The following is a 24,086-nucleotide window of genomic DNA, read 5'->3' as shown; positions in this document are numbered from 1 at the left end:
GCTTGGCAGACAGTCGGCGGAAAGGGAGCGGATTTCTGAAAATCAACTGGAACGTTTTTTTGAAAAAACTGTAGGCTGGTCTCATCCCGAATTATGATTAACCCTAGTTTATCCTTGATGTTTTTTTACTGTAACCCTTAATGGATTGAAGAAATTTGCGACACTCCTGCCGAATTACTGGCTAGCCGAGACCCCACAGGCGCTTGTGCCGAGGAGGCTTGGCAGACAGTCGGCGGAAAGGGAGCGGATTTCTGAAAATCAACTGGAACGTTAAATAAAAAAACATGCAGGCTAAGTACAGTCTGAAAGAAACAGAGGTTTCTTTACAATCGTTATAAAATAATCTATTGTAAAGAAAACCTATCATTCAATCTAAAGTATTGTTCTAAATCATTATGTATAGAGGAAGGTATATGGAAATATGGATGTAAAGTATAGAATGGTCGTAGAGCAAATGGAGAAAGAAATAGTAGAAGGAAAATATACATTAAATACTAAGTTACCTACTGAAGAAGAGTTGATGAAGAGGTTCGATGTCAGCAGGAATACGATTAGAAAAGCGATCAATATATTGGTTGAGCAGGGCTATATTTATCAAGTGCAAGGAAGCGGCATATTCCTAAGGGAATTTACCAGACCGGGATGCATTTCGATGAGAGATATGAGTGGCTTAACCAAAGTGTTTCCGAATGATGAAATGAAAAGTAAAGTGTTAAAGTTAGAACTGATAGAAGCTGATGAAAAATTGGCCAAACAAATGAAATGCCAGGTAAAAACCAAAATCTATAACCTCAAACGGGTTAGATACTTAAATGGTGCACCCATTGTAATAGAAGAGTCCTTTTTCAATAAAGACATCATCCCCATCTTAAATAAAGAAATCGCAAATGGTTCCATTTATGAATATATTGTCGAGGATTTGAAGTTGAATATCGGATTTGCAGATAAAATCATTTCGTGTGAAAAACTAAATGACGATGATGCCAAGCTTTTGGATTTGCAGCCAGGAGATCCGACCTTAATAGTTGAAAGTACGGTCTTTTTAAAAGCGGGAGCCGTTTTTGATTTATCAATCGAGAAATATAATTATACTACTGCCAAACTGTTAACATTGACTTAAAAGAGGTGGTGTGAATTGCAAAAAGCCTGATTTCTCGATGGTTCAATGAGAATTCAGGCTTTTATTGGTTTTCAGCCATGGGGCAGCAATAATAGTACACCTAGCGCAATGATGATAAAGAATAGATAGCTTTCGAATTTCTTCGCAGGAATTCGCTTATTCATGAAGATTCCGAGACCTGTCGCCAGTAATATGGCTGGAATGGAATAAACGTAGAGAATTAATGAATCGGCTGTCCACAGTCCGCCTAGCGCATGCCCCGTCACGACAAGGATTCCGGATATAAGAAAATGGGCTTGCAATGTTCCGCGGAATCGATCCGGACTCCATCTTCTTAAAGTTCCATAGACGACGACCGGCACTCCATTAAAGTTATAGGCGCTGCCGAGGACTCCCGACGCAAAACCGAACGGCCATACCCAACCCTTTGAGGTGAGTAATGGTTTATCCACAGCTTGGAAAAGCTTTTGCTTAAGAAGGGAGTATCCTCCATATGCCATCAAAAAAACACCGAGTGCAGAAGTAATGATCATCGAAGGTGCGTAATGGAGCAAAGCGAGGCCGGCTGGTATGCCGATGACCGTTGCAAGCGCGAGCCTGATTAATACCGAACGTTCGATATGACGCCATCCGCTAACGACGGTTAGTGAGGCAACGGTAAGACCTGCCAGCCCAATCAGGGAAACCGAAGTATTAAGCGGAATGTGTAGTAAGGCAAGCAGAGGCATGCTGACTATCGCTTCACCGAACCCGAACATCGTGCGCATCAAGGCGCCGATAAAGACTGCACCAACCACCAATAAGATGCTGCTGATCGTCATTATGTAACCTCCTGAAACAAAAATTCACCTTTCTGTAATTATACCATACCAACCGGTTTTTTGGTTTGGTGGACCCTTGTTTAAAATGGGTTATTTCAGGCTGTAGTTACCCTTTTCAAGGTGTTTAGCATGCGTTTCAATGGAGAGGTACACACTACTTGTTTTTGTTGCTTAGGAGTCGGTAATGAGGCTTAAATAACGGGTGTATATTTTGAGATGTTGATTTATTTTGATGTGAGGGTTTTCTAACAGATTAATAGAGGTAACGAAGGATTGTTTGTTACTGGTAATACTTTTTAGGGAAGCCTTTTTAATTGAAAGTAAAAAGTCATAGCCTTTCATTGGATTCGAACTAAGAAAGGCTATGATTGCTTTCACCTTTTATCAAGTTTAGCAGATAGATAATTTCCGGTGAATTGGACGGATTGAACAATGATGATAAGAAGGAATATGGTTGTTATCATGATGTCAGTTTGAAAACGGTAGTATCCATAACGAATGGCCAAGTCGCCAATTCCCCCGCCTCCTACGACCCCGGCAATAGCTGAATAGGATATGAAAGAAACGGCAGTAACAGTGAGGCCTAACAGGAGACCGGAACGCGCCTCCAATAATAAGACTTTGCTAATGATCTGGAAGGGGGATCCGCCCATCGCAACAGCGGCTTCAATTGTTCCTCTTGGCACCTCACGTAAAGATTGTTCAACAAGCCGAGCTAAAAACGGAATGGCAGCTATCGATAGTGGGATGGAGGCGGCAAGCGGACCTACAGATGTTCCCAATAACGTTCGTGTAAATGGAATAAGAGCAATCAGTAGAATGATGAATGGGAATGAACGGACCGTGTTGATCATCGCATTTAAAACGTTATTTAAGATAGTCTGTTCGAGTAATTGTTCTTTTGAAGTCAAAAATGTAAGGAAACCAAGCGGGAGGCCCAATAAGATGGCTGCCAATATCGCTATTCCCACCATTAAAAATGTTTGGCCTACACCTAAGTAAATTTCAGGGAGTAAGGAAATGATATTTTCAAACACTTACCTTCACCTCTTCAGATTCATGTTTTAATAGAATTTTACCGATTTTTGTTGTGGGTAGGGTTCTATTATCCGCTAAGTTCAATTCCTCCATGATTTTCCCATTTTCCATGACCGCCACCCTATTTGCTAACCTTCGAATTACATCCATTTCATGAGTCACGATCAGGATGGTCACACCATAGGTTTCGTTTATTTTTTTTAGATAGGCCAGGATGGATTCAGTGGTTTGTGGATCAAGTGAAGAGGTGGGCTCATCACAAAGCAATACATTTGGTCTTGTGCTTATGGCACGGGCAATCGCGACTCTTTGCTTTTGTCCGCCAGAGAGCTGGGCTGGATAATGATTTGCCTTATCAGATAAATCGACGATTTGCAGGGACTCGGCAATGATTTTGGCGCGCTCATGTTTTGGTACATTGGCAAGTTCCAATGCGAGGCTGACATTTCCTTGCACCGTTCGATTTGCCAAGAGGTTGAAATGCTGGAAAACCATCCCGATTTTGTTGCGTGCTTCCCGAAGCTGTTTGCCGGATAAATCACTAAGGATCGAATCATTTATCGTAATCGTACCTTTCGTAGGCTTTTCCAGCAGGTTGCCCATGCGCAGTAAAGTAGATTTACCTGCCCCGCTAAAACCGATGATCCCATATATTTCGTTTTCCTTAATATCAAGATTTACATGGGAAACCGCAGTGAATAATTTGTTTTTGACAGAAAAGGTTTTACAAACATTATTAAACTTTATCATTCTGAACCTCCGATCTTCATGCGTTATCTATCTTTCATTTAAAATAATCAGGTCGGTGAAAGCCTTCAAACTCTTTATTGCTTTCAATCGCTTTTTGAAAGTCAGGGGATTGATAGGCGTCAATGATTTCCTTCACGAATTGCTTGTCTTTATCTTCGGTTCTTACCGCCACAAAATTTTGGTATTCAAATGGGGGATCTTCTAAATAGATGGCAGAAGATAATTTCCGGTCGGATACCAAGATGGTATACCCATTGGCTACCGCATAATCTACATCAGGCAAGATTCGAGGAACTTGAGCCTGCTCCACCTCAACAAATGAAAATTTCACCTTTTGATCCACGATATCTTTTTTTGATACAGTCAGGGGATCGTATCCCTTTTTTAATTGAAGCCAGCCAATTTGTTCAAGCATTCTTAATGCTCGTGCCACGTTAGCGGGATCATTGGGGATTGCCACTTTTTGCCCCTCCCTCAATTCATCCTTGCTTCCATGTATGTCTGAATATAACCCCATAGGTGCTGTAGGGACTTTAATGGTTTCGGTCAGTTCCAGTTTGTTTTCATTGATGAAATTCTTGAAAAATGCCGTATGCTGGAATACATTAACATCGATTGAGCCTTCCGCTAAGGCAAAGTTTGGTTGGTTCGGGTCACTGATTTCCACATACTTAATGGTGTATCCTTTATTTTTCAGGTAGGGTTCTATTCCTTTTTTCACTTGGTCACTATAAGGGCCTGGAGTGAAGCCGAAAATAATTTCTTTCTTATCTTCACTCGCGGCTTTTTCACTGCCGCTGCTGTTGCAAGCTGAAAGCATCATGACGAATAAAAGGTACATGATGATAAACAAAAATGAATTTCTCATCTGGAGTTCCTCTTTTCCTTTTTATGGGTCCATTCTTTTTTTAGGAATAAAAAAAAGCATGAACAAGGTTTGTTCATGCCGCCGGTTATCCGGTAGGCTTTCATAGTATAGTTTTCCAATTGGAATAATTAAACTATAACAAGGTTGTTGATTATTTATCAAGTATTATTTTTTTTGGTTATTTTTGGTTAATTAGTTAAAACATACTTGACCAATTAATTTTATCGGATTATGATAGTAACCATAAAAAAATAGCTTATCGGACAACCGAGAGCCCTTGTTAGGAGTCAGTTCCATACTCCTTCAAGGGCTTTTGTATTATCCAAGGAGGGGTTTTTGCTTAATGAAGGCCAATAAAAGAAGACGGCTTGCCGAAAGTTTGAAAGATGGAAGAAATGTTTGGCTTGATGGAAGGAAAATAGACGATTTATATGCCCATCATGCTTTCACAGGCACCTTGGACACATTAACACATTTGTTGGATATGCTGGATTCACCCGAGGAACAAAAGATTGTCGGGTATGAAAGTCCAAAAACAAAGGAATTTGTTCACAAATCTTTTCTTATCCCCAAAGATATGGAAGAGCTGATTTCAAGAAGAAAGGCTTTTGAATTATGGTCGCGGAAAACTTATGGCGTGATGAGCCGATTATCTGATTATGCGAATTCGATGGTTACAGGCTACTACATGGATAGGGATTTCTTTAACCAATATGATTCAGGATTTTCCAGGAAAATCACGGAATACTATGAACAGGCCAGGGATGAACGGCGTATTGTGATCCAGGCCATACTTGATCCCCAGATCGATAGGTCAAAGCCAGGTGATGAACAGGATGATGCTTTATTGAAAGTCATAAAGGAAACGGAGGAAGGAATCGTTGTTAGAGGGGCGAAAATGATTGCTACCGCTTCCCCGTATGCACATGATGTCATCATCATGCCGCATCAGAAACTGACTCCTGATAAAAAGAAGCAAGCAAATATGTGCATTATCCCTTTGAATCTTCCTGGCCTGCAAATTGTCTGTCGTGAATCATTCGCCTCAAAAGATCAAAAGAAACATCCATTAAGTGCACAATTTGATGAAATGGACGCTGTTTTATTATTTGATGATGTGTTGATTCCTTGGGAACGTGTACTTATAAGGGGATCCGTGGAAGGAGTGTTTGAAGCGCAGAGGCACCAGCAATTAAACTGTCTCGCCCATCATCAAACGGTTGTCCGATTGCTGACGAAACTTCAATTCGTTGCAGGGGTGGCTACGGCCATCGCTCAATCGATCGGTGTTGATCAATTCTTGCAAGTGAAGGAGAAGCTTGGTGAACTATATACCCAAATCGATAGTATAGAGGCGTTGCTCATTGCCTCGGAGATTCAAGGATCACTAAACGAAAAGGGTGTTTATCTGCCTGCTCTCGTACCCTTGCAAACGGCACGAAATCTTGGAACCCGCCATTATCCCAGAGCGATCGAGATTTTAAAACAAATCGGGGCAGGCGGTTTTATTCAGCTTCCTTCTACAACGATCGAAGACAGCAACGAACTCATTCCATTATTGGAAAAGTATTTTAGAGGAGCGAATGTCGATGTAGTCACTAAAACGTCTTTATTTCAAATAGGATGGGAACTGATAGGAAGCACACTGGGATCGAGGCATGATCTGTATGAAAGGCTGTATACCGGGGATCCCATTCGAACCTTCGCCATGCAGTATGAAACCTATGATAAAGAGCCATTAAAACGAAGACTCCGCCATTTCTTGGAGGAGGTAAATGGAAAGGGGAATCGTGATGATCGAAAACAATCGGTATCTTCAACGACTTAATGATGGGAGAAATATCTGGTTAGATGGAGATATCATCAAGAACGTAGCGGAACATCCTGCATTTCAAGGAACGGTCCAGACGATTCAGTCCTTGCTGGATTTACAAACAAAAACAGGCAGTAAATCCTTGCTGACATACAAGACGGAGCAAGGGCTTGATGCGAATCTGTCATTCTTCGTTCCAAGGACGTATGAGGATCTGGAAAAAAAACGTTTGGCGTATCAGCATTGGGCCGATCAGACTTTTGGAGTGATGAGCCGTCTATCTGAATATTCCCGTTCCATAATTACTGGTTGGTTCGCAAACCGTTCAGAGTATGAAGATGCACATCCAGGCTTTTCAGAAAAAATAGAAAGCTATTACTATCAATCCCGTAATCTTGATTTATTGTCAACAGTTGCAGGACACGATCCACAAAAGGATCGTTCAAAAACAGCTGGGGAAAAGAAACCGGGGATTGTACATATCAGCCGAAAAAATCGAGAGGGAATTTATGTTCGCGGTGCGAAAATGATTGCGACAGCTGCTCCATATGTTGATGAAATTTTAATCTTTTCCTATCACAAGAGAGGGGAAAATGAACGTGAATTCGCAAATGTTTTCTTCGTTCCTGTCAATGCCAAAGGTTTGCATATCGTTTGCAGGGAGTCGTTTGCTGATGAACGAGAGGAGGATCATCCGCTAAGTGCACGTTTTGACGAAATGGACGCCGTCTTGATTTTTGATGATGTATTCATCCCTTGGGAGCGGGTGCTTGTTCAAGAGGACCCTGAATTTGCATGGAAGCTTCGTTGTGATGCCCCTTCATCACTGCTTAGCCAGCATCAAACTGTAGTACGGCTTGTCAGCAAACTGGAAAGTGTCGCAGCAATCGGAAATGAATTGGCGGAAACGGCTGGGGCTACACAATTTTTACATGTGAAGGAGAAGCTTGCAGAATTGATCATCCAGCTTGAAACCATTAAGGCATTACTGCTCGCTTCGGAATATAAAGCGAAAATCCATAATGGCATCATGCTTCCTGATCAAGATTTTTTAACGACAGCAAGAAATCTGGGAACGAGATTCTACCCAAGGGCATTGGAAATCATCCAGCAAATTGGGGCAGGAGGACTGTTACAGGTCCCATCCAGCTTGAAAGAATTGGAAGGTCCCATAGGTCCTTTGTTAAAAGAGTATTACCAGGGTACAGAAACATCTGCCGAGGATAGGACCCGATTAATTAAACTGTCGTGGGATTTATTAGGGAGTCCGCTTGCATCACGGCATGAATTATATGAACGATTTTATTCCGGTGATCCTGTCAGAACATACGCTGCACAGTACACCAATTATAAAAAAAAGCAGAATCTCGTGGATTATGCTTATGAGATTTTAAAATAAGGAGGTTTTATCATGTCTGTGCATTTTTATTGGTATGTGCCTACAAATGGCGATGGGGAATACTTAGGACTAGACGAGCCACAGAGGAAACCCACTTTGGATTATCTGGTAAATGTTGCTAAAGCTGCAGAAGAGGCTGGTTTTGAAGGGGTTTTGATTCCAACAGGCATTCCTTACCTAGATTCATGGATAGTGGGCTCGGCCATCATTCATCATACAAGAACGATAAAGCCATTGATCGCCTTTCGCCCAGGATTCATTGCTCCTACGGTTGCCGCAAAAATGGCCGCGACCCTTGACCAATTCTCGGAAGGGCGAATGCTTGTCAATGTAGTCACTGGAGGTTCGGCAAAAGAGTTGGGGCAGGATGGTGACTTCCTTGAGCATAATGAGCGATATGCCAGAACAGGTGAATTCCTTGATGTGGTACAAAAATCATGGACGGAAGAAAAAGTGAATCATATAGGAGACCATTTCACAATCAGCGATGGGGTATTGAATCCAAGTATCCGCCAAAGTCCGAATATTCCGATTTATTTTGGCGGTTCATCCGATGCAGCAAAGGAAATTGCCGCGAAATCTGCCGATGTTTATTTGCAATGGGGAGAACCAGCGGAGCAAATTGAACAACAAATCAATGATGTCAAACAGAGAGCCAGGAAGTATGGAAGGCAATTGGAATATGGTGTCAGGATTCATGTGATCGTTCGGGACGAGGAAAATGAGGCATGGGAAGCAGCGAGGAAGATAATAAGCAGAGCGGGCAGGGAATCTTTGGGGAATATGAATCATTACTATGAAACGACGGATTCGGTGGCTCAAAAGCGGATGAATGAATTAACGAAGAACAAGGAACGTTTTGGAAGATATGGTTGGTCGGGAATCGGGAAAATCAGAAAAGGAGCAGGTACAGCCATCGTAGGCACCCCTGAACAAGTGAGGGAAGGCCTGCAGGAATATATCGATATTGGCGTCAAGCATTTTATCCTATCGGGTTTTCCGCACTTGGAAGAGGCAGAAAGATTTGGGAGAACGGTGCGGCCATTATTTGGAGAAAAGGTTTTATGAGCAGGAAGATCCTGAAAAACAAGGAGGGAAGGATATGAAATTTTCAATCTGGGGAGCTAATTTATCCGGTGGTTTCTTACGGGCAAACGTAGAACAAAATACGGATGGAAGTATGGAATACAATCTTAAACTCGCGAAAATGGCAGACCAGCTACAAGTTGACTCGATCCTTTATGCCATTCGCTATGTTGGCAGTATTGGAGGTAGCTCGGCGGATAGGGGGCAACTGGATCCTTTATCGGTTATTGCGGCTTTGGCAGGGGATACCGAAAACGTTCATTTCATTGCTGCGGTTTTACCAGGTTTCATTCATCCTGCAACCCTCGCTAAAGTAGGTTCGAGCATCGATATTATCTCAAAAGGGAGATTTCATATTAATTTGGTCAGCGGCTGGTTTAAAGAAGAACAAGAAATGTTTGGGATAGAATGGATTAAGCACGAAGAGCGATATAAACGTTCAAGGGAGTACCTGGAGGTTGTAAAGGGATTGTGGACGACCGATCATTTTACTTATCAAGGAGACTATTATCAAATCAATAATGCTATATTGGCACCGAAACCTATTCAAAAACCATATCCGCCAATCTATCAAGGCGGGAATTCACGGGATTCCCAAGAGATGGCAGGGGAATTATCCGACTATTACTTTATGAATGGGGCTTCCATAGCAGAGTTGCAGGAACAAATGGAATATGTGAAGGCTGTAGCACAAAAGCATGGTCGTGAAGTGAAATTTGCCGTTAATGCTTTTGTCATTGCCAGAAAAACGGAAGAGGAGGCAAAAAGCGAATATCTTTATATTATCCATCGAGCAGACGATACGGCAATAGCACAGTTCAAAAACCGTAAAGATACAAAAGGAATGTGGAAAAATGCGTCTTCAATTAGTGATTTTGTAGCCAATAATGAGGGATTCAGGACAGGGCTAATCGGCAGTTACGAATCGGTTGCAATCAAAATCCAGGAACTTCAAGCGATCGGAATCGATAAGATCCTATTAACCTTTCGGAATGCACTACAAGAATTACCGGACTTTTATAAAAACGTAAACAATCGTTTGGAATCAGAGTTCATAAAGAAATAAATATGGACAAGGAATGTTGGGGGAATGGTAAACCACCGAAATAAGAAAGACTGCCATATGGTAGTCTTTTTCATTTTAATGAGAAAGAGAACTCTTTAAAAACAAGACTAGATTATCCTTAGTCAATGATCACAAGCTTTGCATGTAACATCTCTTTGTCGGACTGATGTAATGTCCCTGTCTTTGGGGATTTGTTTACCTCTTTTCCTCTATTGAAGTACTCCCTCGTTTTTCTAGATAAAGAATCCGGGCCATAATGGGGAACGAAAATGATAAGCAATAAGAGCGAAAAAACTAAGAAAACTGGAATGTTGAACGCAAAAAACATATTAGGGCAATCCAGGGAATAAAATGAAGGGAATATTTTAAAGGAAAGGGGGGCAGTGCATGTGAAAATCCATGTGGTGAATAGGGGGGATTCTTTGTGGGGAATCTCCCAGCAATATGGTGTCAGTACCAACCGGATTGTTCGGGTCAATGGCCTTGAAAATCCAGATAAGCTGGTGATTGGCCTAGCACTTTTGATTCCTGAACCTTATCTTCAGTACAGGGTTCAGCAAGGGGATACTCTAAATGAAATCGCAAATCAGTTTGGAACTGCGGTACAGGAAATCATGCAATCGAATCGCATCACAAACCCTTCTGCTATCTATCCAGGGCAGAGACTAACCATTCCGGTTATTTATCATACTGTAAGGGAACGGGATACTCTTTATGATATAGCAAGACATTATGGAACGACCGTTCAAGCCATTATGCAGATGAATCGGATTACAGATCCGTCCAATATTCACATCGGACGGATAATAAGGATTCCCCAAAAACCAAAGCCCATCATTGAGGTCAATGGTTTTACAAACGTTTACGGGCAAGCCGGGGCGGAGCAGGTACGTGATGTAGCCTACGATTTGACCTACGTAAGTCCATTTGGTTATAGAATGAGGAATGATGGCAGCTTAGAAGTCATAGATGACACCCCGACGATACGGGCGGCACAGGCAACTGGCGTCATACCCATGATGTGCATAACGAATTTTTCCGCCACGGAAGCGGGAACACAGCTTGCGCATACGATACTTTCCGATTCAGGTTTAGTGGAAAAATTATTAACCAACGTCATAAAAACGATGAAAAATAAAGGGTACCGTGGATTGAATATCGATTTTGAAAGTGTAGCACCAGAGGACCGTGATTCCTATAATCGCTTTCTCCAAAGAGCAGTGGATCGATTGCATCCTGAGGGCTACTTTGTATCATCCTCCCTTGCCCCAAAAACTAGCGCCAATCAAAAGGGATTATTAGTGGAGGCACATGATTATCCAGTTCACGGACGGCTGCTTGACTTCGTAGTGCTGATGACATATGAATGGGGTTACCGAAAAGGGCCGCCACAGGCAATCTCTCCCATTAATGAAATAAAGCGTGTCCTTGACTATGCCGTAACGGCTATACCAACAAATAAAATCTTCATAGGATTTCAAATTTATGCACGGGACTGGCTTATTCCTCATGAAGAGGGGCAGGAAGCAGAGACTTTCGACATGCAGGAAGCCATCAGACGCGCCGTCCAATATAATGTAGAAATAAAATATGACGAGACAGCCCAATCACCTTATTATAGGTACAAAGATAATCAGGGACGCACACATGAAGTTTGGTTTGAGGACGCACGCAGTGCTAAAGCAAAATTCGACCTGGTGAAGATTTATAGGTCAAGGGGCCTCAGTTATTGGGTACTTGGTTATCCTTTTCCCCAGAATTGGGAACTGCTTGGGGATACATTTATTGTCCGGAAACGGTAGGATGTTTTTTACAGCAAGGTGGATCACACATAATTAACATAGTGAGCGGTGGCTTTTTTTATAAAGCTGTCTATTTTAGTGATTTCGAAATGCACTACAAGAATTACCGGTTTTTTATAACAAAGATAAAAATAATTTGGAACCTGAGTCGATAATGGGGTTTAATCGAGAGTGCCATATTGAAACTTATGAATGATAGAATCAGGCTGCCATATGGTGGTCTTTTTCATTTTAATGAGATAAAGAGAACTCTTTAAAAACAAGGGAATTGTAATTCCCTAAAGGAAATGGGCTCCTCATTGTGGAATTAGGAAACTAGAATATTACTTACTGGAGGCACATTTAATGGAATTAACCATCATTAATACGTTTACAGATCAACCTTTTAAAGGAAACCCTGCTGCTGTCTGCCTTCTTACCGGGGAAAGTGACAGCGAGTGGATGCAGCGAATGGCTAAAGAGATTAATATGCCTGTCACTGCGTTCATTCACCTTCATAAAGCTGAATGGCAGTTGCGCTGGTTCACACCTTCCATTGAAATCCCGATTTGTGGACATGGGACGCTGGCAAGTTCTTTCTTTTTGTGGGGGAAAGGATACGTGCCAAGAGATCGACCAATTGTCTATCAGACGAAAAGCGGGCTTCTCACTGCAAGGTTCGTTGATGGAATGGTTCAATTGGAGTTCCCGTCATTAATCGAGCAGGAGACTGCTGCCCCTGAATTACTGATAAAAGCTTTAGGGGCTGTGCCTGCGTATGTTGGACAAAACAAATGGGATTATCTAGTCGAAGTTCAATCAGAGGAAATCGTAAGGAATATAAAGCCGGATATAGATTCCATTGCCCAATTGCCGATTCGGGGTGTCATTGTAACGAGTCAATCGGATAGCGGTGAATATGATTTCGTTTCACGTTTCTTTTCCCCTGCACAAGGCCTTGACGAAGATCATGTAACGGGCTCGGCCCATTGTTGCCTGGGACCATATTGGAAAAGAAAGCTGGACAAAAGTATTTTCATGGCCTATCAGGCATCGGAAAGAGGAGGACGATTGAAGGTTGAAGTAAAGGCAGACACAGTTAAACTTTCCGGCCATGCCGTGACAATATTCGAAGGGAGCTTAAACATTTAATGCAGGGGGAGGCATGAAAAAACTATCTATCCCTTCAACTGCAAACCCTCAATGGATTGAAGAAATTTGAGACCCTCCTGCCGAATAACCGGCTAGCCTTTGCCATGCGCGGGGCCTCCCCTGGACGCGTTTTTCCCGCAGGAGTCCCGTACCTTCCATTCCAATTACCTTTGTTTTAAGATTTAGTTGGAATCTTTTTTGGCTACAACTCGGCGCTCCTTCTTAATCAGTGTACAAGAATCGAAATGGCACTATACACTAATAACAAAGCCATGACAACATTAAACTGACTTCTATACTTTGATAAAAACGTTTGGAAAACCGAACCGAACATACTCCAACAGAACGTACTCATAAAACCGACAAAAGCTAGAAATAATGAAAAGAATAGTAAGCTGAAATTTGAAGAGTGGTAAGGCAGGATGAAGGTCGATATGGCCGTGATGCCATAAAGAATGCCTTTTGGATTTATGAATTGCAAAAGCATGCCCGCTATAAAACTGTTGTTCTTGTCATCATTATCGTCCTTAACTTTATTTGAACTTGAAATGATTTTTATGGCCAGATATAGCATATAGATTGCACCTAGGATAGTCATGATAAATTCAATTTTCGGGATGGAATTTTCAAGCAAAACATTAAAATAACTGCACAATAGCATGATTACAAAAAAACCGGCGCCTACCCCAAAACAAAATTTAATCGTCTTGTTTAACCCGTACTTGTTTGCAAATAACATTGCCATGATGTTATTTGGACCTGGAGTGAAACTTGTAACGAAAACAAATAACAAAAAAGATAGTAAATGCATGGTTGACTCTCCTTTGTATGCTATAATGACCGAAAATGACATTATAACGACTTCCTTTTTATTGTACAATGCCGACGTTATATTGTAAATAAGGAGCATTTTTATGGAAGAAATAAATTTTATTATTGCTAACAATTTAAAAGCCATCAGGGAAAGTAAGAAATTAAGTCTTGAAAAGGTTGCAGAATTAACTGGAGTAAGTAAAACGATGATCGGACAAATAGAAAGGGGAGGATCGAGCCCTACGATTACAACCATTTGGAAAATAGCCAATGGATTGAAGATTTCATTTTCTTCATTAATAAATAGCCCGCAGCCGGATACAAAAATCGTTTTAAAAAGTGAAATTCAAACTTTATCTGAAGATAACGGCAAATATCGAGTTTATCCCCACTTCCCCTTTGAAGATGAGAAGCGCTTTGAAGTATATTCAGTCGAGATAGAAAAAGGTGGATTCTTAAGTTCCGATTCGCATAGGGAAGGAACGGAAGAGTACATAACTGTTTTTGAAGGGGAACTGACTGTACGTGTAAATAACGAAGAATATACAGTAAGGAATGGTGATTCTATCAGATTCAAGGCTGACAGGCCGCATGCCTACCATAATTCAGGGGAAACAATAACTCGATTAAGCATGATCTTATATTATCCAACCTAAAAAAAAAGGGAGTACTGTAGTTCTGTTTATTATATCTTTGCAAAGTAAATATCCCCTTTAGATTGACTGGTGGTATGGTCTGCCTGTTGGGGATGCTGCTGCTTCAACAAGTTAAAGTCCCAACGATTTGACTTGTTATCAAATTACTAGTAAACTGATAGCGCACCAAAGATGGGGGGTAGGCTTAACATGGATAGACGGGGATTTTCTGATGAGAACAAATTGAGTTTGCTGATTTGGCTGCGAATGGTTCGTTTTTATCAAAGAAGCAATCAGCTTTCGAATGAACACTTACAGCATTTCGGCGTCACTGCTGCACAATTCGATATGTTGGCACAAGTGCTTATCCATCAGCCTGTTTCACAAATCGAATTAGCGGAGCACCTAACGATAAGCCGTGGAGGCGTATCACATATGCTGACAAGGCTGGAAAAAGAGAACTTGATCGTCCGTAATCAACAATGGAAGGTTAAATATATTTCATTAACGGAAAAAGGGAAAGAGTTAATGGAAAAGGTCATGCCTATTCAATCCGATTTCCAAGCTTCATTATTCGATGTATTGGATGATGAGGAAAAGAAGCGCATGCATGAGATGATGATAAAGATTCATAGACATAGTTTACAGAGGGAAGTGCCTAATCCCAGCCAGGAGGAATCCTAAGACTGGATCAGGCAGCCATAATGACTATCAGTTTACTAGTAACTTAAGGGAGGAATGGAGTAATGAAAAGTGAATATAATCTTAAACGAGATATTGTCGAAGTGAAAGATGTTGAGCTTCAAAGGTATAGTCCGATTCATACGGCCGGACCAGTCATAGAACCAGGAAACTGGGAAAAGAGTGATCCGTTCCTTTTAATGATGGAGGATAAATTTCAAAAGGGATCATTCGATATCCACCCGCACAGGGGAATCGAAACCGTTACATTCGTCATTGACGGAACGATCGAGCACTATGACAGTCATACCGGTGATGGAGGGATACTTGGACCTGGTGATGTCCAATGGATGACAGCAGGAAGCGGCGTTGTGCATAATGAGGTGCCTTCCGAAGGTGTGACTGCCCATTCCCTTCAACTTTGGGTCAACCTTCCCCGGAGTGAAAAGATGACGACACCAAGATACCAAAACTTAATGGCAAAGGATATGCCGGTCAGAAAAGAAAACGGAGCACTGATCCGCGTCTTCTCCGGATCATCCAAGGATGTTATCTCGACAACGAAAAACCATGTTCCCGTGACGATGGTGGAGATGGTCCTGGAGCCTGGAGTATCGGTCACACAGAATTTACCAGGAAGCTACAACGGTATCATCTATTTAATAGAAGGAAGCGGAATCTTCGGTAACAACGAAGTGAGAGCTTCAAAGGGACAGGTCTTATGGCTTGGTGCTTGTAAAGAATCAGGGGAAAGTGAAGTTGATATAACGGCGACAGAACCTTTAAGACTTGTTTTATATGCAGGAGAACCGTTAATGGAACCTGTTGTTGCCCGCGGACCGTTTGTCATGAATACTGAAGAGGAAATCGATCAGGCATATCTTGAGTATCGGCAAGGCACTTTCTTGAAGCATTAAGATCGAAAAGGGTATCGTAACTGATGCTCTTTTTTTTTGAATCCACCCATAAGAATGTGAAGGTCGAATAAAGTACGGTGAAGGTCGTATAAAGTGCTGGAAAGGTCGAATACATTCCTCTCTCATGCGAGAAAAGAACGTATCCGGTATTAGCTCCGGTTTCCCAACTGGACTTTTTTAAAGAACAAACGGGAGGCTAACTGGACTTCTTCGACATTGTCTGCAGTCTGGGAGAGATTTAAATTGCTTTTCAGCAATTAGGTATAAAGCCTAAGTTTAGATTTAGTTAAAACTGATTCTATTTTACCATTAAATAATTTTATTGATATATCATCAATTAGCCACTAGGTATTTTAGGGTGATTATAATGATAATATTCTGTTAATATTCCATGTAGTATTGTAAATTTGTTTTAAAACTGGATTATTTTGTTGTAATATAGGAGATACACGGATCTTTAGAGGAAAAAAGTAGGGTGGATTTGTGTATGGATAAGTAAATATGTCGGGATTCATTTTTTTGGAAAAGTGTGTAAATTCTATGGATAAGTTAGCAGAAAGTTATGTCAGTATATAACTTATGGGGGGATTAACTATAATGGGGAAAAAGAAACTCGTAAAAATTGCATCAGCTACCATAATGGCTGCGACAACGATCGTAGCGGTAGCGCCGGCACCTTCTGATGCTGCCACTAGCTTGAATAGTAAAATCAAAACGGCCAAGGCAGTCATCAAAAAACCATTCGATACCTATTTCTACACTTCTAAACTCGCTTCAGTGTCCACTGTTGAAAAACAAATCAAATCTGCAAAACAAGCAAAAAAGGACATCAACACTACCATTAAAAAATCAATGTTAAGCAAAAAAGAAAAAGATGCCAAATATAAAGAAATCGAAGCTTATGATAAGTACATCACTCGTTCTGAAGGATATGTAAAAGGATTTAAAGCGGCTGAGAAAGCAAAAGCTGCACATGATAAATCGATTGGCGCCCTTACGAATGCAATCCTTGCCAAGAAATCAATTGATATCAGAACTCAATACGAAGCACTGGATAAAGCCGTGAAAAAGGCAGATAAAGATATTAAAGATACCGTTTACGGTGCGAAAATCGAAAAGCTCTTATACGATAAATTCACCAAATCGACCAAAACGGCTTTGAACGGTGACCTGAAAGTTCCGTACTACTATGAAAAAGCTGACTACTTGGTGAAGAAGGGTGATTTAAAGACCGCGGACAAGCGGATGCAAACCGTTTCTTCGCAGTTGAAAAAGGTCAGCAAAACATCCAAGCTTGGAAAAGCCATACACGCCTATGTTAAAGAAGTGAAAGGTAAGTATGATGAAGCGGTCTATGCTGAAAAGAAAAAAGAAGTGGCAAAACGGGTCGATGCCTATGTAGCTCTTGCCAATGGGGAACTTAAAACGAAAGAACAGATAAACGCGGCTAAAAAGGCGAAAGCAGCCATTAATTTAAATGGAATCAAGGAGTCGGACCGAAAGGAATTCCTTTCGAAAATGGCATTGGCGGATAAGAAAGTCGCTGCAGCCGAAGAAGCCTTGAAAAATCCAGCGAAGGCGATCACCCTTTCCTTGATGCATACGAATGATACGCATGCCCACTTGGACAATGTGGCAAAAAGGGTGACGGCTGTCAAGGAAGTGCGCAAGAGTAAGCCGCAAGCTCTTTTGGTGGATGCTGGTGACGTATTCTCGGGAACTCTCTATTTCAATGAATTCAAAGGGCAAGCCGATCTTCGCTTCATGAATTTAATGAAATATGACGTCATGACGTTCGGGAATCATGAGTTTGATTTGGGATCAAGCGCCGAAGGGCATCAAGCTTTGGCTGACTTCATTAAAGGGGCAAAGTTCCCATTTGTCAGCTCGAATGTGGACTTCTCCAAAGATGATAAGTTCAAGGGGCTATTCTCGGACTTGATTTCAAGTAAGCCAGAGCAAGGGAAGATATACAATGGAATCGTAAAACAAGTGGATGGCCAAAAGGTAGGGTTCTTCGGGCTTACAACTGAAGAGACGAAAGATATTTCAAGTCCTGGAAGTATAGAATTCGAAAACTATCTTGAAGAAGCCGAAAAAGCGGTCAAGGCGTTCAAAGGCATGGGAGTCAATAAGATAGTTGCCGTGTCCCATATCGGCTACGATGACAATGCGGCTTATGACAATGATTTAACATTGGCTGCCAAGGTCAAGGGCATAGACGTGATCGTGGGCGGACATAGCCATACGCAGTTAGACGCCCCCGTTGTTGTGGACAAAGATGATAAAGGGAAAACGAAAGAGCCGACTGTCATCGTTCAAGGATATCAGTATAGCGACTATTTAGGAACGATCGATGTGAATTTCGATAAGGATGGCAAGATTGTCGGACAAGCCGGTAAGCTGATTAAGCTTTCTGAAAAACAGGATGATGCCGAAGCGGCAAAATTGCTCGAAACTTACTCCTCGAAGATTAAGGAGCTGAAGGAAACGAAGACTGGCGCAACAGCTGTGAAAGCCTTGGAATCGCCGCGTGATGCAGGGGATGAAACGAAGCCGAGTGTTCGTAAAAATGAAACGGAACTGGGCAATTTAATTACGGATGGAATGCTAAGTAAAGCGAAAGAATTCAATAAGGATACGGTCATAGCCTTCCAAAATGGCGGTGGCATCCGCGCTGGCATCGATCAAGGCGATATCACTTTAGGCGAAATCCTGACCGTTTTACCGTTTGGGAATACGTTAGCGACGATGAAGCTTACGGGAGCAGAAATCAATGAAGCATTAGAGCATAGTGTAAGCCTCGCTCCTAAGGAAAATGGCGGCTTCCTGCATGTTTCCGGAATGAAATTCAGTTACGACAGTTCGAAGGAAGCAGGCAATCGTATCACAAAGGTTGAAGTCCTTGGACAAGATGGAACATATTCCGAATTGGATGCAGCGAAGGAATACGTCGTGGCGACCAATGCTTTTACAGCCAAGGGCGGAGATGGATTCACCGTTTTCAAGAAGGCTTATGAAGAAGGAAGGGTGACGGATATCGGCCTCGCTGATTGGGAGAATTTACGGGATTATGTAAGCGGGCTGAAAACTGTCGATCCAAGCATCGAAGGACGCATCAAAGATGTTGCCGGGAGCAATACAGACCCGACTGTCGTAATGGCCAAAGACTTTGGCGGAACGGCTGATGCCCCAAAAACGCATGAAGGTCATGTAGTTGTGGACATCACGGATATTGCTTCATTGGAAAATGCAGTGGTTAAAGGGAATCTTACATTAACAGGAACTCCTCCGGATAACTTTACTTTTTCACAGGTTACAGTCGAGGGTAATTTGGATTTATCGGGACTTAACGGTAAGACCGTGAGCATGAGCGGTGTCACGGTGAATGGCGAAACCATTCTTTAAGCGGCATTCAAATGATTCCTGAGCCTGTGAAAAAAAGTTGGAGGGGTTGAGATTTTGAAGAAGAACGGGATAAGCAAGCTTTTCTTTGCCATGCTGATCGTGCTGTCAACGGTTTTGCCAAATGCAGCCGCTGCAAAAGCGGCAGGAACAATATCGGTAATGGAAGCGATAAATAATAACAGCGGAACGGCGACGGTGAAGGGATATATCGTCGGTACAGCTAAAAGCGGTACAAGCTATCAGCAAACATCGCCTTTTACTGAAAGTACGAACATAGGCATTGCGGATAGTCCGGATGAAAAAGATGTTAAGAAAATCATGCCTGTCCAGCTTCCAGCCGGAAATATCAGAACGGCATTGAATTTGGTCGAACATCCGGATTTACTTAAAGCTCAGGTGACGATAACGGGGAAGCTGGAAAAATATTTTTCAGTACCCGGGCTGAAATCCGCAACGGATTACATGATCATCACCGATGGGGGAACAACTCCTGAACAGCCTGATGTGAAGGTTCTTGACTCCATTGCCGAGGCGCGCACGAATACTGAAGATGTAGTGCAGGTCGATGGAGTGGTCACCACCGGACTTGGTTATTGGGGAGGGAAAGGCTTTTATATCCAAGATGAAACGGCTGGGCTATATGTTTATGGTTCCTCGTGGCCTGCAGATGTAAAGCAAGGAGATAAGGTTACTTTAATCGGAAAAGTATCCGCTTATAATAAGGAATTGCAAATCCAACCAACCTCCCTTAAAGTGGTTTCTTCCGGGAATGAACTTCCTGAAATCCAAAAAATTGATGCATCTGGCGTCAATGAGGAAACACAAGGTGAGCTGGTCACCATTGAAAAAGCGACCATTACAGAATTGGCGGCATCGGGAACATACGGAACATTCGAATTCAAGGCGGAAGATACTGAAGGGAAATCTGTTATCGTTCGCCATGATAACCGGACCGGTTCGACTTATGAAGATTTCGTGAGGAACTTTAAAGTGGGGGATGTCATTTCCGTAACCGGGATCGGGTCGAGGTTCAATGACACGTATCAGTTGAAGCCGCGTGGCATCGAAGATTATGAATTGGTGAACAAACCAGCCGTTTACACGGATATTTTCCCTGGTATGGTTAGTGAAAATACAAAAATATCACTTGAATCTGGCTGGAAAGAAGCGAAAATCCATTATACGCTTGATGGATCCGCACCGACGTCTTCAAGTGCTTTGTACACAGAACCGATCATTTTAACGAAAGATACTGTAATCAAGGCAATCGCTGTCAACGATAAGACATCGGAAGTTTTCACTTTTGCCTATACGGTTACCAAAACCAATGAGGTGAAGATCCGTGACATTCAGGGGATGAATCATTTTTCTTCATATGAAAATCAACTCGTCTCAGGTGTGGAAGGTGTCGTCACTTATGTAAAGGATGCGAATAATTTTTATATGCAAGATCCCAACCCGGATAAGGACTTAACGACTTCCGAGGGAATACTTGTGTACAACAAAGCACATGGTCTGAAAGCGGGAGATCATGTCAAAGTGGCAGGTAAAGTCGCCGAGTGGTATATCGAAGGGTACGCTGAAATGAAAACGACGGATCTGCCAACAACTGAATTGACCAATACGACGATTGAAAAGCTTGGCACTGCAGCGATGCCAGAACCGATCATCATTGGGAAAGATGTCATTCCGCCGTCCGAGAACATCGATGATGATAGATTGACAGATTTTAATCCGAGCGAAGACGGCATCGATTTCTACGAGAGTCTGGAAGGAATGCTCGTGCAAGTATATAACCCGAAAGTGGTCGCCCCTCAAGACTATGGTGAATTGGTCGTGATTCCAGGGAATATGGAAACGACGACTGCAGTTGGGGGCGTCAAAATAACGGAAACGGATTTCAATCCTGAAAGAATTACCCTGGATATAAATGATGAATCATTTGCAGCGAAAACGGGTGATTTCTTTGATGGCTCGGTCACGGGTGTCATCAGCTATGGATATAGCAACTATAGGGTAGTGACGGATAAAGCCCAGCTGCCTGCGTTAAAGGATGGCGGTACGGCACGGGAAGTGACATCCTTAGAGAAGGATGCTGATAAGCTATCGATCGCTTCCTATAATATCGAGAATTTTTCCACTCAAACAGCTAACTCTAAAGTCGAAACGATCGCAACATCCATCATTACCAATCTTAAACAACCCGATATCATCGGCGTAACGGAAATGCAAGATAATGATGGGGCAACGGATAGCGGGACAACGGATTCTGCTCAAAGTGCCAAGAAGTTAACCGACAAAATAAAAGAGCTGGGCGGACCGCAATATCAATACATCGATATTGCTCCAGAAGATAAACTTGATGGCGGGGCACCCGGCGGGAATATCCGTGTAGGCTTTTTATATAATGCCGACCGTGTCAAATTGACTGAAGGAACGAAAGGAACGGCAACACAGTCCGTTGCCTTTAAAGATGGAAAACTTACCTTGAACCCTGGTCGAATCGAGCCTGCCAATCCCGCCTTCACTTCAAGCAGGAAGCCTTTAGCCGCTCAATTCGAATTTAAAGGCGAAAGCGTAGTGGTGGTGGCCAATCATTTTAATTCCAAGGGCGGTGACCAGCCTTTATTCGGCAAAAACCAGCCTCCTGTCCTATCAAGTGAAACGCAAAGGCTTCAAATTGCCTCCATCGTCAATCGGTTTGTCAGTGATATCAAGTCACAGGATGCCAAAGCGAATGTTGTCTTGCTTGGAGACTTTAATGATTTTGAATTTTCGGCACCGCTTAAAACATTAAAGGGCAATGATCTAACCAATATGATCGAGAAGGTCCCTTTTGAAAAACGTTATTCTTACACATATCAAGGCAATTCACAAGTACTGGACCATATCCTTGTATCGAATAATATTGCCTCGGCGACAAAAGTCGATATTGTCCATATTAACTCATCCTTCATGGAAGCTCATGGAAGGGCCAGCGATCATGATCCTGTACTGATCTCAACCTCTTTATCTGGATCAGGCGGGGTCGAAACTCCTGCTCCGGAAAAAACGTATAATGTAACAAACGTTAAAACAAAAAGACTTACGATTGCTTCACCTAGTGTTTTGATCAATCTTGACGACACATCCAACATCGAAGAAGGTATCTGGTTAAAAGGTTCATATGCTGTACTCAAAGGCCTTGGGCTGAAGAATGCTGCTGTGACGATAAAACCGGATAAGGAAGGTGCAATCATTGATTTTGGAGGCATGGCGGTGAAGGAAGTCATCATCGATAACGCCAATGTAAAAGAAATCAGGGGCGCTGAAAACGTACAGAAGTGGTCGGTAACAGAAGGTGTCGACACATCGAATATCAAGTTTGTCGATTCGAAAGGGGAAGCGATTGCTTCCCCTTTCGCCCCTAAAGAAAATCATGCACCAGTCGTAACGAAAAAACTGGAAAATCTTCAAGTGAAAGCCGGTTCAAAGGTCACCATCGATTTGAGTGAGCACTTCTCAGACCCAGATGGGGATGAACTTACCTTTTCATCCACTATCGGTACAGTCACAGGCCAGACATTAACCCTTCCTGCAGATGAAGCTGGAACATACCTTGTCGCAGTCAAGGCCGAGGACCAGCAATCGGAAGCGGTTGCCCGTTTTACGTTGACCGTATCGAATGATATGCCGCTTGAAGCTTATTACGAAACGGCGGCAGGAAAAACGGGAACGGAATTGAAATCGGTTCTGCACTCGATCATTAAGGGTCACACGATGTTATCTTATGATCAAGTGTGGAATGCCCTTAAAGAAACGGATGAAGACCCGGTGAACAAACAGAATGTCATCTTGCTTTACTCCGGAAAATCCATCTCGAAGAACGCGAATGGGGGCAATGCCGGACAATGGAACCGTGAACATGTTTGGGCAAAGTCCCACGGTGACTTTGGGACAAGCAAAGGTCCCGGGACAGACCTTCATCACCTCCGTCCCGCTGATGTGACAGTGAATGGTAAACGGGGCCACCTTGATTTCGACGAGGGCGGTCAAACATATAGTGGATGTGAATGTAAGTTTGATTCAGATTCATGGGAGCCGCCAGATCATGTTAAAGGCGATATAGCAAGGATGTTATTTTACATGGCCGTCCGATATGAAGGAAACGGCGAGCTGGATCTTGAATTATCCGATACAGTCAATACGTATCCGAAGCCGCTTCATGGAAAGCTATCGACGCTTTTGAAATGGAATGAACTCGATCCTGTCGACGATTTCGAAAGCCATCGCAATGATGTCATTTATGACTGGCAAAATAACCGCAATCCATTCATCGACCATCCTGAATGGGCATCAGAAATTTGGGGTGCCGCTAAATCCATCGATGGGAAAAAGGCGAGTTAAAAACGGAGATAAAAGGGAAAGCAGCCTGGTGGCTGCTTTTTTCATGCTTTTCTACAAATTTAATGATCGGGAGTTAATTATCTCAATATACCGAAAAATCAAATATTAATGTCATTTTAAATAATAAAGATTTTTTGGTAGGTATGTTATGTAATATATGTTAATATGGGGTATGCAATGAAAGGGTTTTCATTGCAGAAATGATAAAAATATTTTAATATAGTAATTACGCCGCTTTTTGATCTTCATTCACCTTTAAAAGACGGTTTAAAAATTATTGCCAGAAATGGGGCATTACACGATGAAATACAGATCTGCATTCGATATCATCGGTCCCGTCATGTATGGACCT

17 protein-coding genes are annotated in these 24,086 nt (G+C 42.3%); 12 read left to right on the top strand and 5 right to left on the bottom strand.

What is annotated here, in order from left to right; all coding sequences use genetic code 11:
- The first annotated feature begins 421 nt into the window (after positions 1-421).
- Positions 422-1,120, top strand: coding sequence for a GntR family transcriptional regulator (locus ACFVSH_RS12735; RefSeq protein ID WP_192206714.1), 699 nt, complete (start codon positions 422-424; stop codon positions 1,118-1,120).
- Between the two features lie 71 nt (positions 1,121-1,191).
- Here ACFVSH_RS12735 and ACFVSH_RS12730 read toward each other — a convergent pair whose 3' ends face one another.
- The 4 genes from ACFVSH_RS12730 to ACFVSH_RS12715 form a co-directional block, all read right to left on the bottom strand.
- Positions 1,192-1,941, bottom strand: coding sequence for a sulfite exporter TauE/SafE family protein (locus tag ACFVSH_RS12730; protein WP_387706218.1), 750 nt, complete (start codon positions 1,939-1,941; stop codon positions 1,192-1,194).
- A 374-nt stretch (positions 1,942-2,315) separates the two neighbouring features.
- Positions 2,316-2,978 carry a methionine ABC transporter permease gene (locus ACFVSH_RS12725; RefSeq protein ID WP_387602867.1) on the bottom strand — a complete coding sequence of 221 codons (663 nt, stop codon included), beginning with the start codon at positions 2,976-2,978 and terminating at the stop codon, positions 2,316-2,318.
- Positions 2,971-3,729: a methionine ABC transporter ATP-binding protein gene (locus tag ACFVSH_RS12720; protein WP_387706216.1), complete on the bottom strand. Its 759-nt coding sequence runs from the start codon at positions 3,727-3,729 to the stop codon at positions 2,971-2,973. Before ACFVSH_RS12720 ends, ACFVSH_RS12725 begins: the two co-directional genes overlap by 8 nt.
- Positions 3,730-3,763: 34 nt before the next feature.
- On the bottom strand, positions 3,764-4,597 hold the full coding sequence (locus ACFVSH_RS12715) for a MetQ/NlpA family ABC transporter substrate-binding protein (RefSeq protein ID WP_387706214.1): 834 nt from the start codon (positions 4,595-4,597) through the stop codon (positions 3,764-3,766).
- Between the two features lie 343 nt (positions 4,598-4,940).
- Here ACFVSH_RS12715 and ACFVSH_RS12710 point away from each other — a divergent pair, with 343 nt between their 5' ends.
- The 6 genes from ACFVSH_RS12710 to ACFVSH_RS12685 all read left to right on the top strand — a co-directional run bounded on the left by ACFVSH_RS12710 (position 4,941) and on the right by ACFVSH_RS12685 (position 12,894).
- The gene (locus tag ACFVSH_RS12710; RefSeq protein ID WP_387706211.1) at positions 4,941-6,425 is read left to right on the top strand and encodes a 4-hydroxyphenylacetate 3-hydroxylase family protein; all 1,485 of its coding nucleotides are present in this window, start codon (positions 4,941-4,943) and stop codon (positions 6,423-6,425) included.
- Positions 6,373-7,809 (top strand): 4-hydroxyphenylacetate 3-hydroxylase family protein, encoded by a 1,437-nt coding sequence (locus ACFVSH_RS12705; protein ID WP_387706209.1) that lies wholly within the window; start codon positions 6,373-6,375, stop codon positions 7,807-7,809. Before ACFVSH_RS12710 ends, ACFVSH_RS12705 begins: the two co-directional genes overlap by 53 nt.
- Positions 7,810-7,821: 12 nt before the next feature.
- Positions 7,822-8,877 carry an LLM class flavin-dependent oxidoreductase gene (locus tag ACFVSH_RS12700; RefSeq protein ID WP_387706207.1) on the top strand — a complete coding sequence of 352 codons (1,056 nt, stop codon included), beginning with the start codon at positions 7,822-7,824 and terminating at the stop codon, positions 8,875-8,877.
- A gap of 34 nt (positions 8,878-8,911) precedes the next feature.
- Positions 8,912-9,961: an LLM class flavin-dependent oxidoreductase gene (locus ACFVSH_RS12695; protein WP_387706205.1), complete on the top strand. Its 1,050-nt coding sequence runs from the start codon at positions 8,912-8,914 to the stop codon at positions 9,959-9,961.
- 389 nt (positions 9,962-10,350) lie between these two features.
- Complete coding sequence (locus ACFVSH_RS12690; RefSeq protein ID WP_387706203.1) at positions 10,351-11,763, top strand: glycoside hydrolase family 18 protein; 1,413 nt, start codon at positions 10,351-10,353, stop codon at positions 11,761-11,763.
- A gap of 345 nt (positions 11,764-12,108) precedes the next feature.
- Positions 12,109-12,894 carry a PhzF family phenazine biosynthesis protein gene (locus ACFVSH_RS12685; protein WP_387706201.1) on the top strand — a complete coding sequence of 262 codons (786 nt, stop codon included), beginning with the start codon at positions 12,109-12,111 and terminating at the stop codon, positions 12,892-12,894.
- 226 nt (positions 12,895-13,120) lie between these two features.
- Here ACFVSH_RS12685 and ACFVSH_RS12680 read toward each other — a convergent pair whose 3' ends face one another.
- Entirely contained in the window at positions 13,121-13,705 is a 585-nt protein-coding gene (locus ACFVSH_RS12680; RefSeq protein ID WP_387602840.1) for a LysE family transporter, read from the bottom strand.
- Positions 13,706-13,808: 103 nt separating this feature from the next.
- On the opposite strand from ACFVSH_RS12680, the gene ACFVSH_RS12675 reads away from it, so the two are divergent.
- The 5 genes from ACFVSH_RS12675 (at position 13,809) to ACFVSH_RS12655 (ending at position 23,734) form a co-directional block, all read left to right on the top strand.
- The gene (locus ACFVSH_RS12675; protein WP_214793534.1) at positions 13,809-14,363 is read left to right on the top strand and encodes a helix-turn-helix domain-containing protein; all 555 of its coding nucleotides are present in this window, start codon (positions 13,809-13,811) and stop codon (positions 14,361-14,363) included.
- Positions 14,364-14,552: 189 nt separating this feature from the next.
- The gene (locus tag ACFVSH_RS12670) at positions 14,553-15,026 is read left to right on the top strand and encodes a MarR family winged helix-turn-helix transcriptional regulator (RefSeq protein WP_387602837.1); all 474 of its coding nucleotides are present in this window, start codon (positions 14,553-14,555) and stop codon (positions 15,024-15,026) included.
- Between the two features lie 62 nt (positions 15,027-15,088).
- Complete coding sequence (locus ACFVSH_RS12665) at positions 15,089-15,940, top strand: pirin family protein (protein ID WP_387706199.1); 852 nt, start codon at positions 15,089-15,091, stop codon at positions 15,938-15,940.
- 597 nt (positions 15,941-16,537) lie between these two features.
- Entirely contained in the window at positions 16,538-19,348 is a 2,811-nt protein-coding gene (locus ACFVSH_RS12660) for a bifunctional metallophosphatase/5'-nucleotidase (protein ID WP_387706197.1), read from the top strand.
- 54 nt (positions 19,349-19,402) lie between these two features.
- Positions 19,403-23,734, top strand: coding sequence for an endonuclease (locus ACFVSH_RS12655; RefSeq protein WP_387706195.1), 4,332 nt, complete (start codon positions 19,403-19,405; stop codon positions 23,732-23,734).
- Positions 23,735-24,086 lie beyond the last annotated feature (352 nt).

It is taken from the genome of Peribacillus sp. NPDC058002 (genome assembly GCF_042886655.1).
In the GTDB taxonomy this organism is placed as follows: domain Bacteria; phylum Bacillota; class Bacilli; order Bacillales; family DSM-1321; genus Peribacillus; species Peribacillus aracenensis.
Note: the sequence above shows the minus strand (reverse complement) of the source record. Positions and strands in the feature narration are given on the sequence as shown.

Bases quoted from the DNA above. Each gene is read 5' to 3' on its own strand.
- ACFVSH_RS12735 (WP_192206714.1), top strand. From the start codon at position 422: ATGGATGTAAAGTATAGAATGGTCGTAGAGCAAATGGAGAAAGAAATA.
- ACFVSH_RS12730 (WP_387706218.1), bottom strand. From the start codon at position 1,941: ATGACGATCAGCAGCATCTTATTGGTGGTTGGTGCAGTCTTTATCGGC.
- ACFVSH_RS12720 (WP_387706216.1), bottom strand. From the start codon at position 3,729: ATGATAAAGTTTAATAATGTTTGTAAAACCTTTTCTGTCAAAAACAAA.
- ACFVSH_RS12715 (WP_387706214.1), bottom strand. From the start codon at position 4,597: ATGAGAAATTCATTTTTGTTTATCATCATGTACCTTTTATTCGTCATG.
- ACFVSH_RS12710 (WP_387706211.1), top strand. From the start codon at position 4,941: ATGAAGGCCAATAAAAGAAGACGGCTTGCCGAAAGTTTGAAAGATGGA.
- ACFVSH_RS12705 (WP_387706209.1), top strand. From the start codon at position 6,373: ATGGAAAGGGGAATCGTGATGATCGAAAACAATCGGTATCTTCAACGA.
- ACFVSH_RS12700 (WP_387706207.1), top strand. From the start codon at position 7,822: ATGTCTGTGCATTTTTATTGGTATGTGCCTACAAATGGCGATGGGGAA.
- ACFVSH_RS12695 (WP_387706205.1), top strand. From the start codon at position 8,912: ATGAAATTTTCAATCTGGGGAGCTAATTTATCCGGTGGTTTCTTACGG.
- ACFVSH_RS12685 (WP_387706201.1), top strand. From the start codon at position 12,109: ATGGAATTAACCATCATTAATACGTTTACAGATCAACCTTTTAAAGGA.
- ACFVSH_RS12680 (WP_387602840.1), bottom strand. From the start codon at position 13,705: ATGCATTTACTATCTTTTTTGTTATTTGTTTTCGTTACAAGTTTCACT.
- ACFVSH_RS12675 (WP_214793534.1), top strand. From the start codon at position 13,809: ATGGAAGAAATAAATTTTATTATTGCTAACAATTTAAAAGCCATCAGG.
- ACFVSH_RS12670 (WP_387602837.1), top strand. From the start codon at position 14,553: ATGGATAGACGGGGATTTTCTGATGAGAACAAATTGAGTTTGCTGATT.
- ACFVSH_RS12665 (WP_387706199.1), top strand. From the start codon at position 15,089: ATGAAAAGTGAATATAATCTTAAACGAGATATTGTCGAAGTGAAAGAT.
- ACFVSH_RS12660 (WP_387706197.1), top strand. From the start codon at position 16,538: ATGGGGAAAAAGAAACTCGTAAAAATTGCATCAGCTACCATAATGGCT.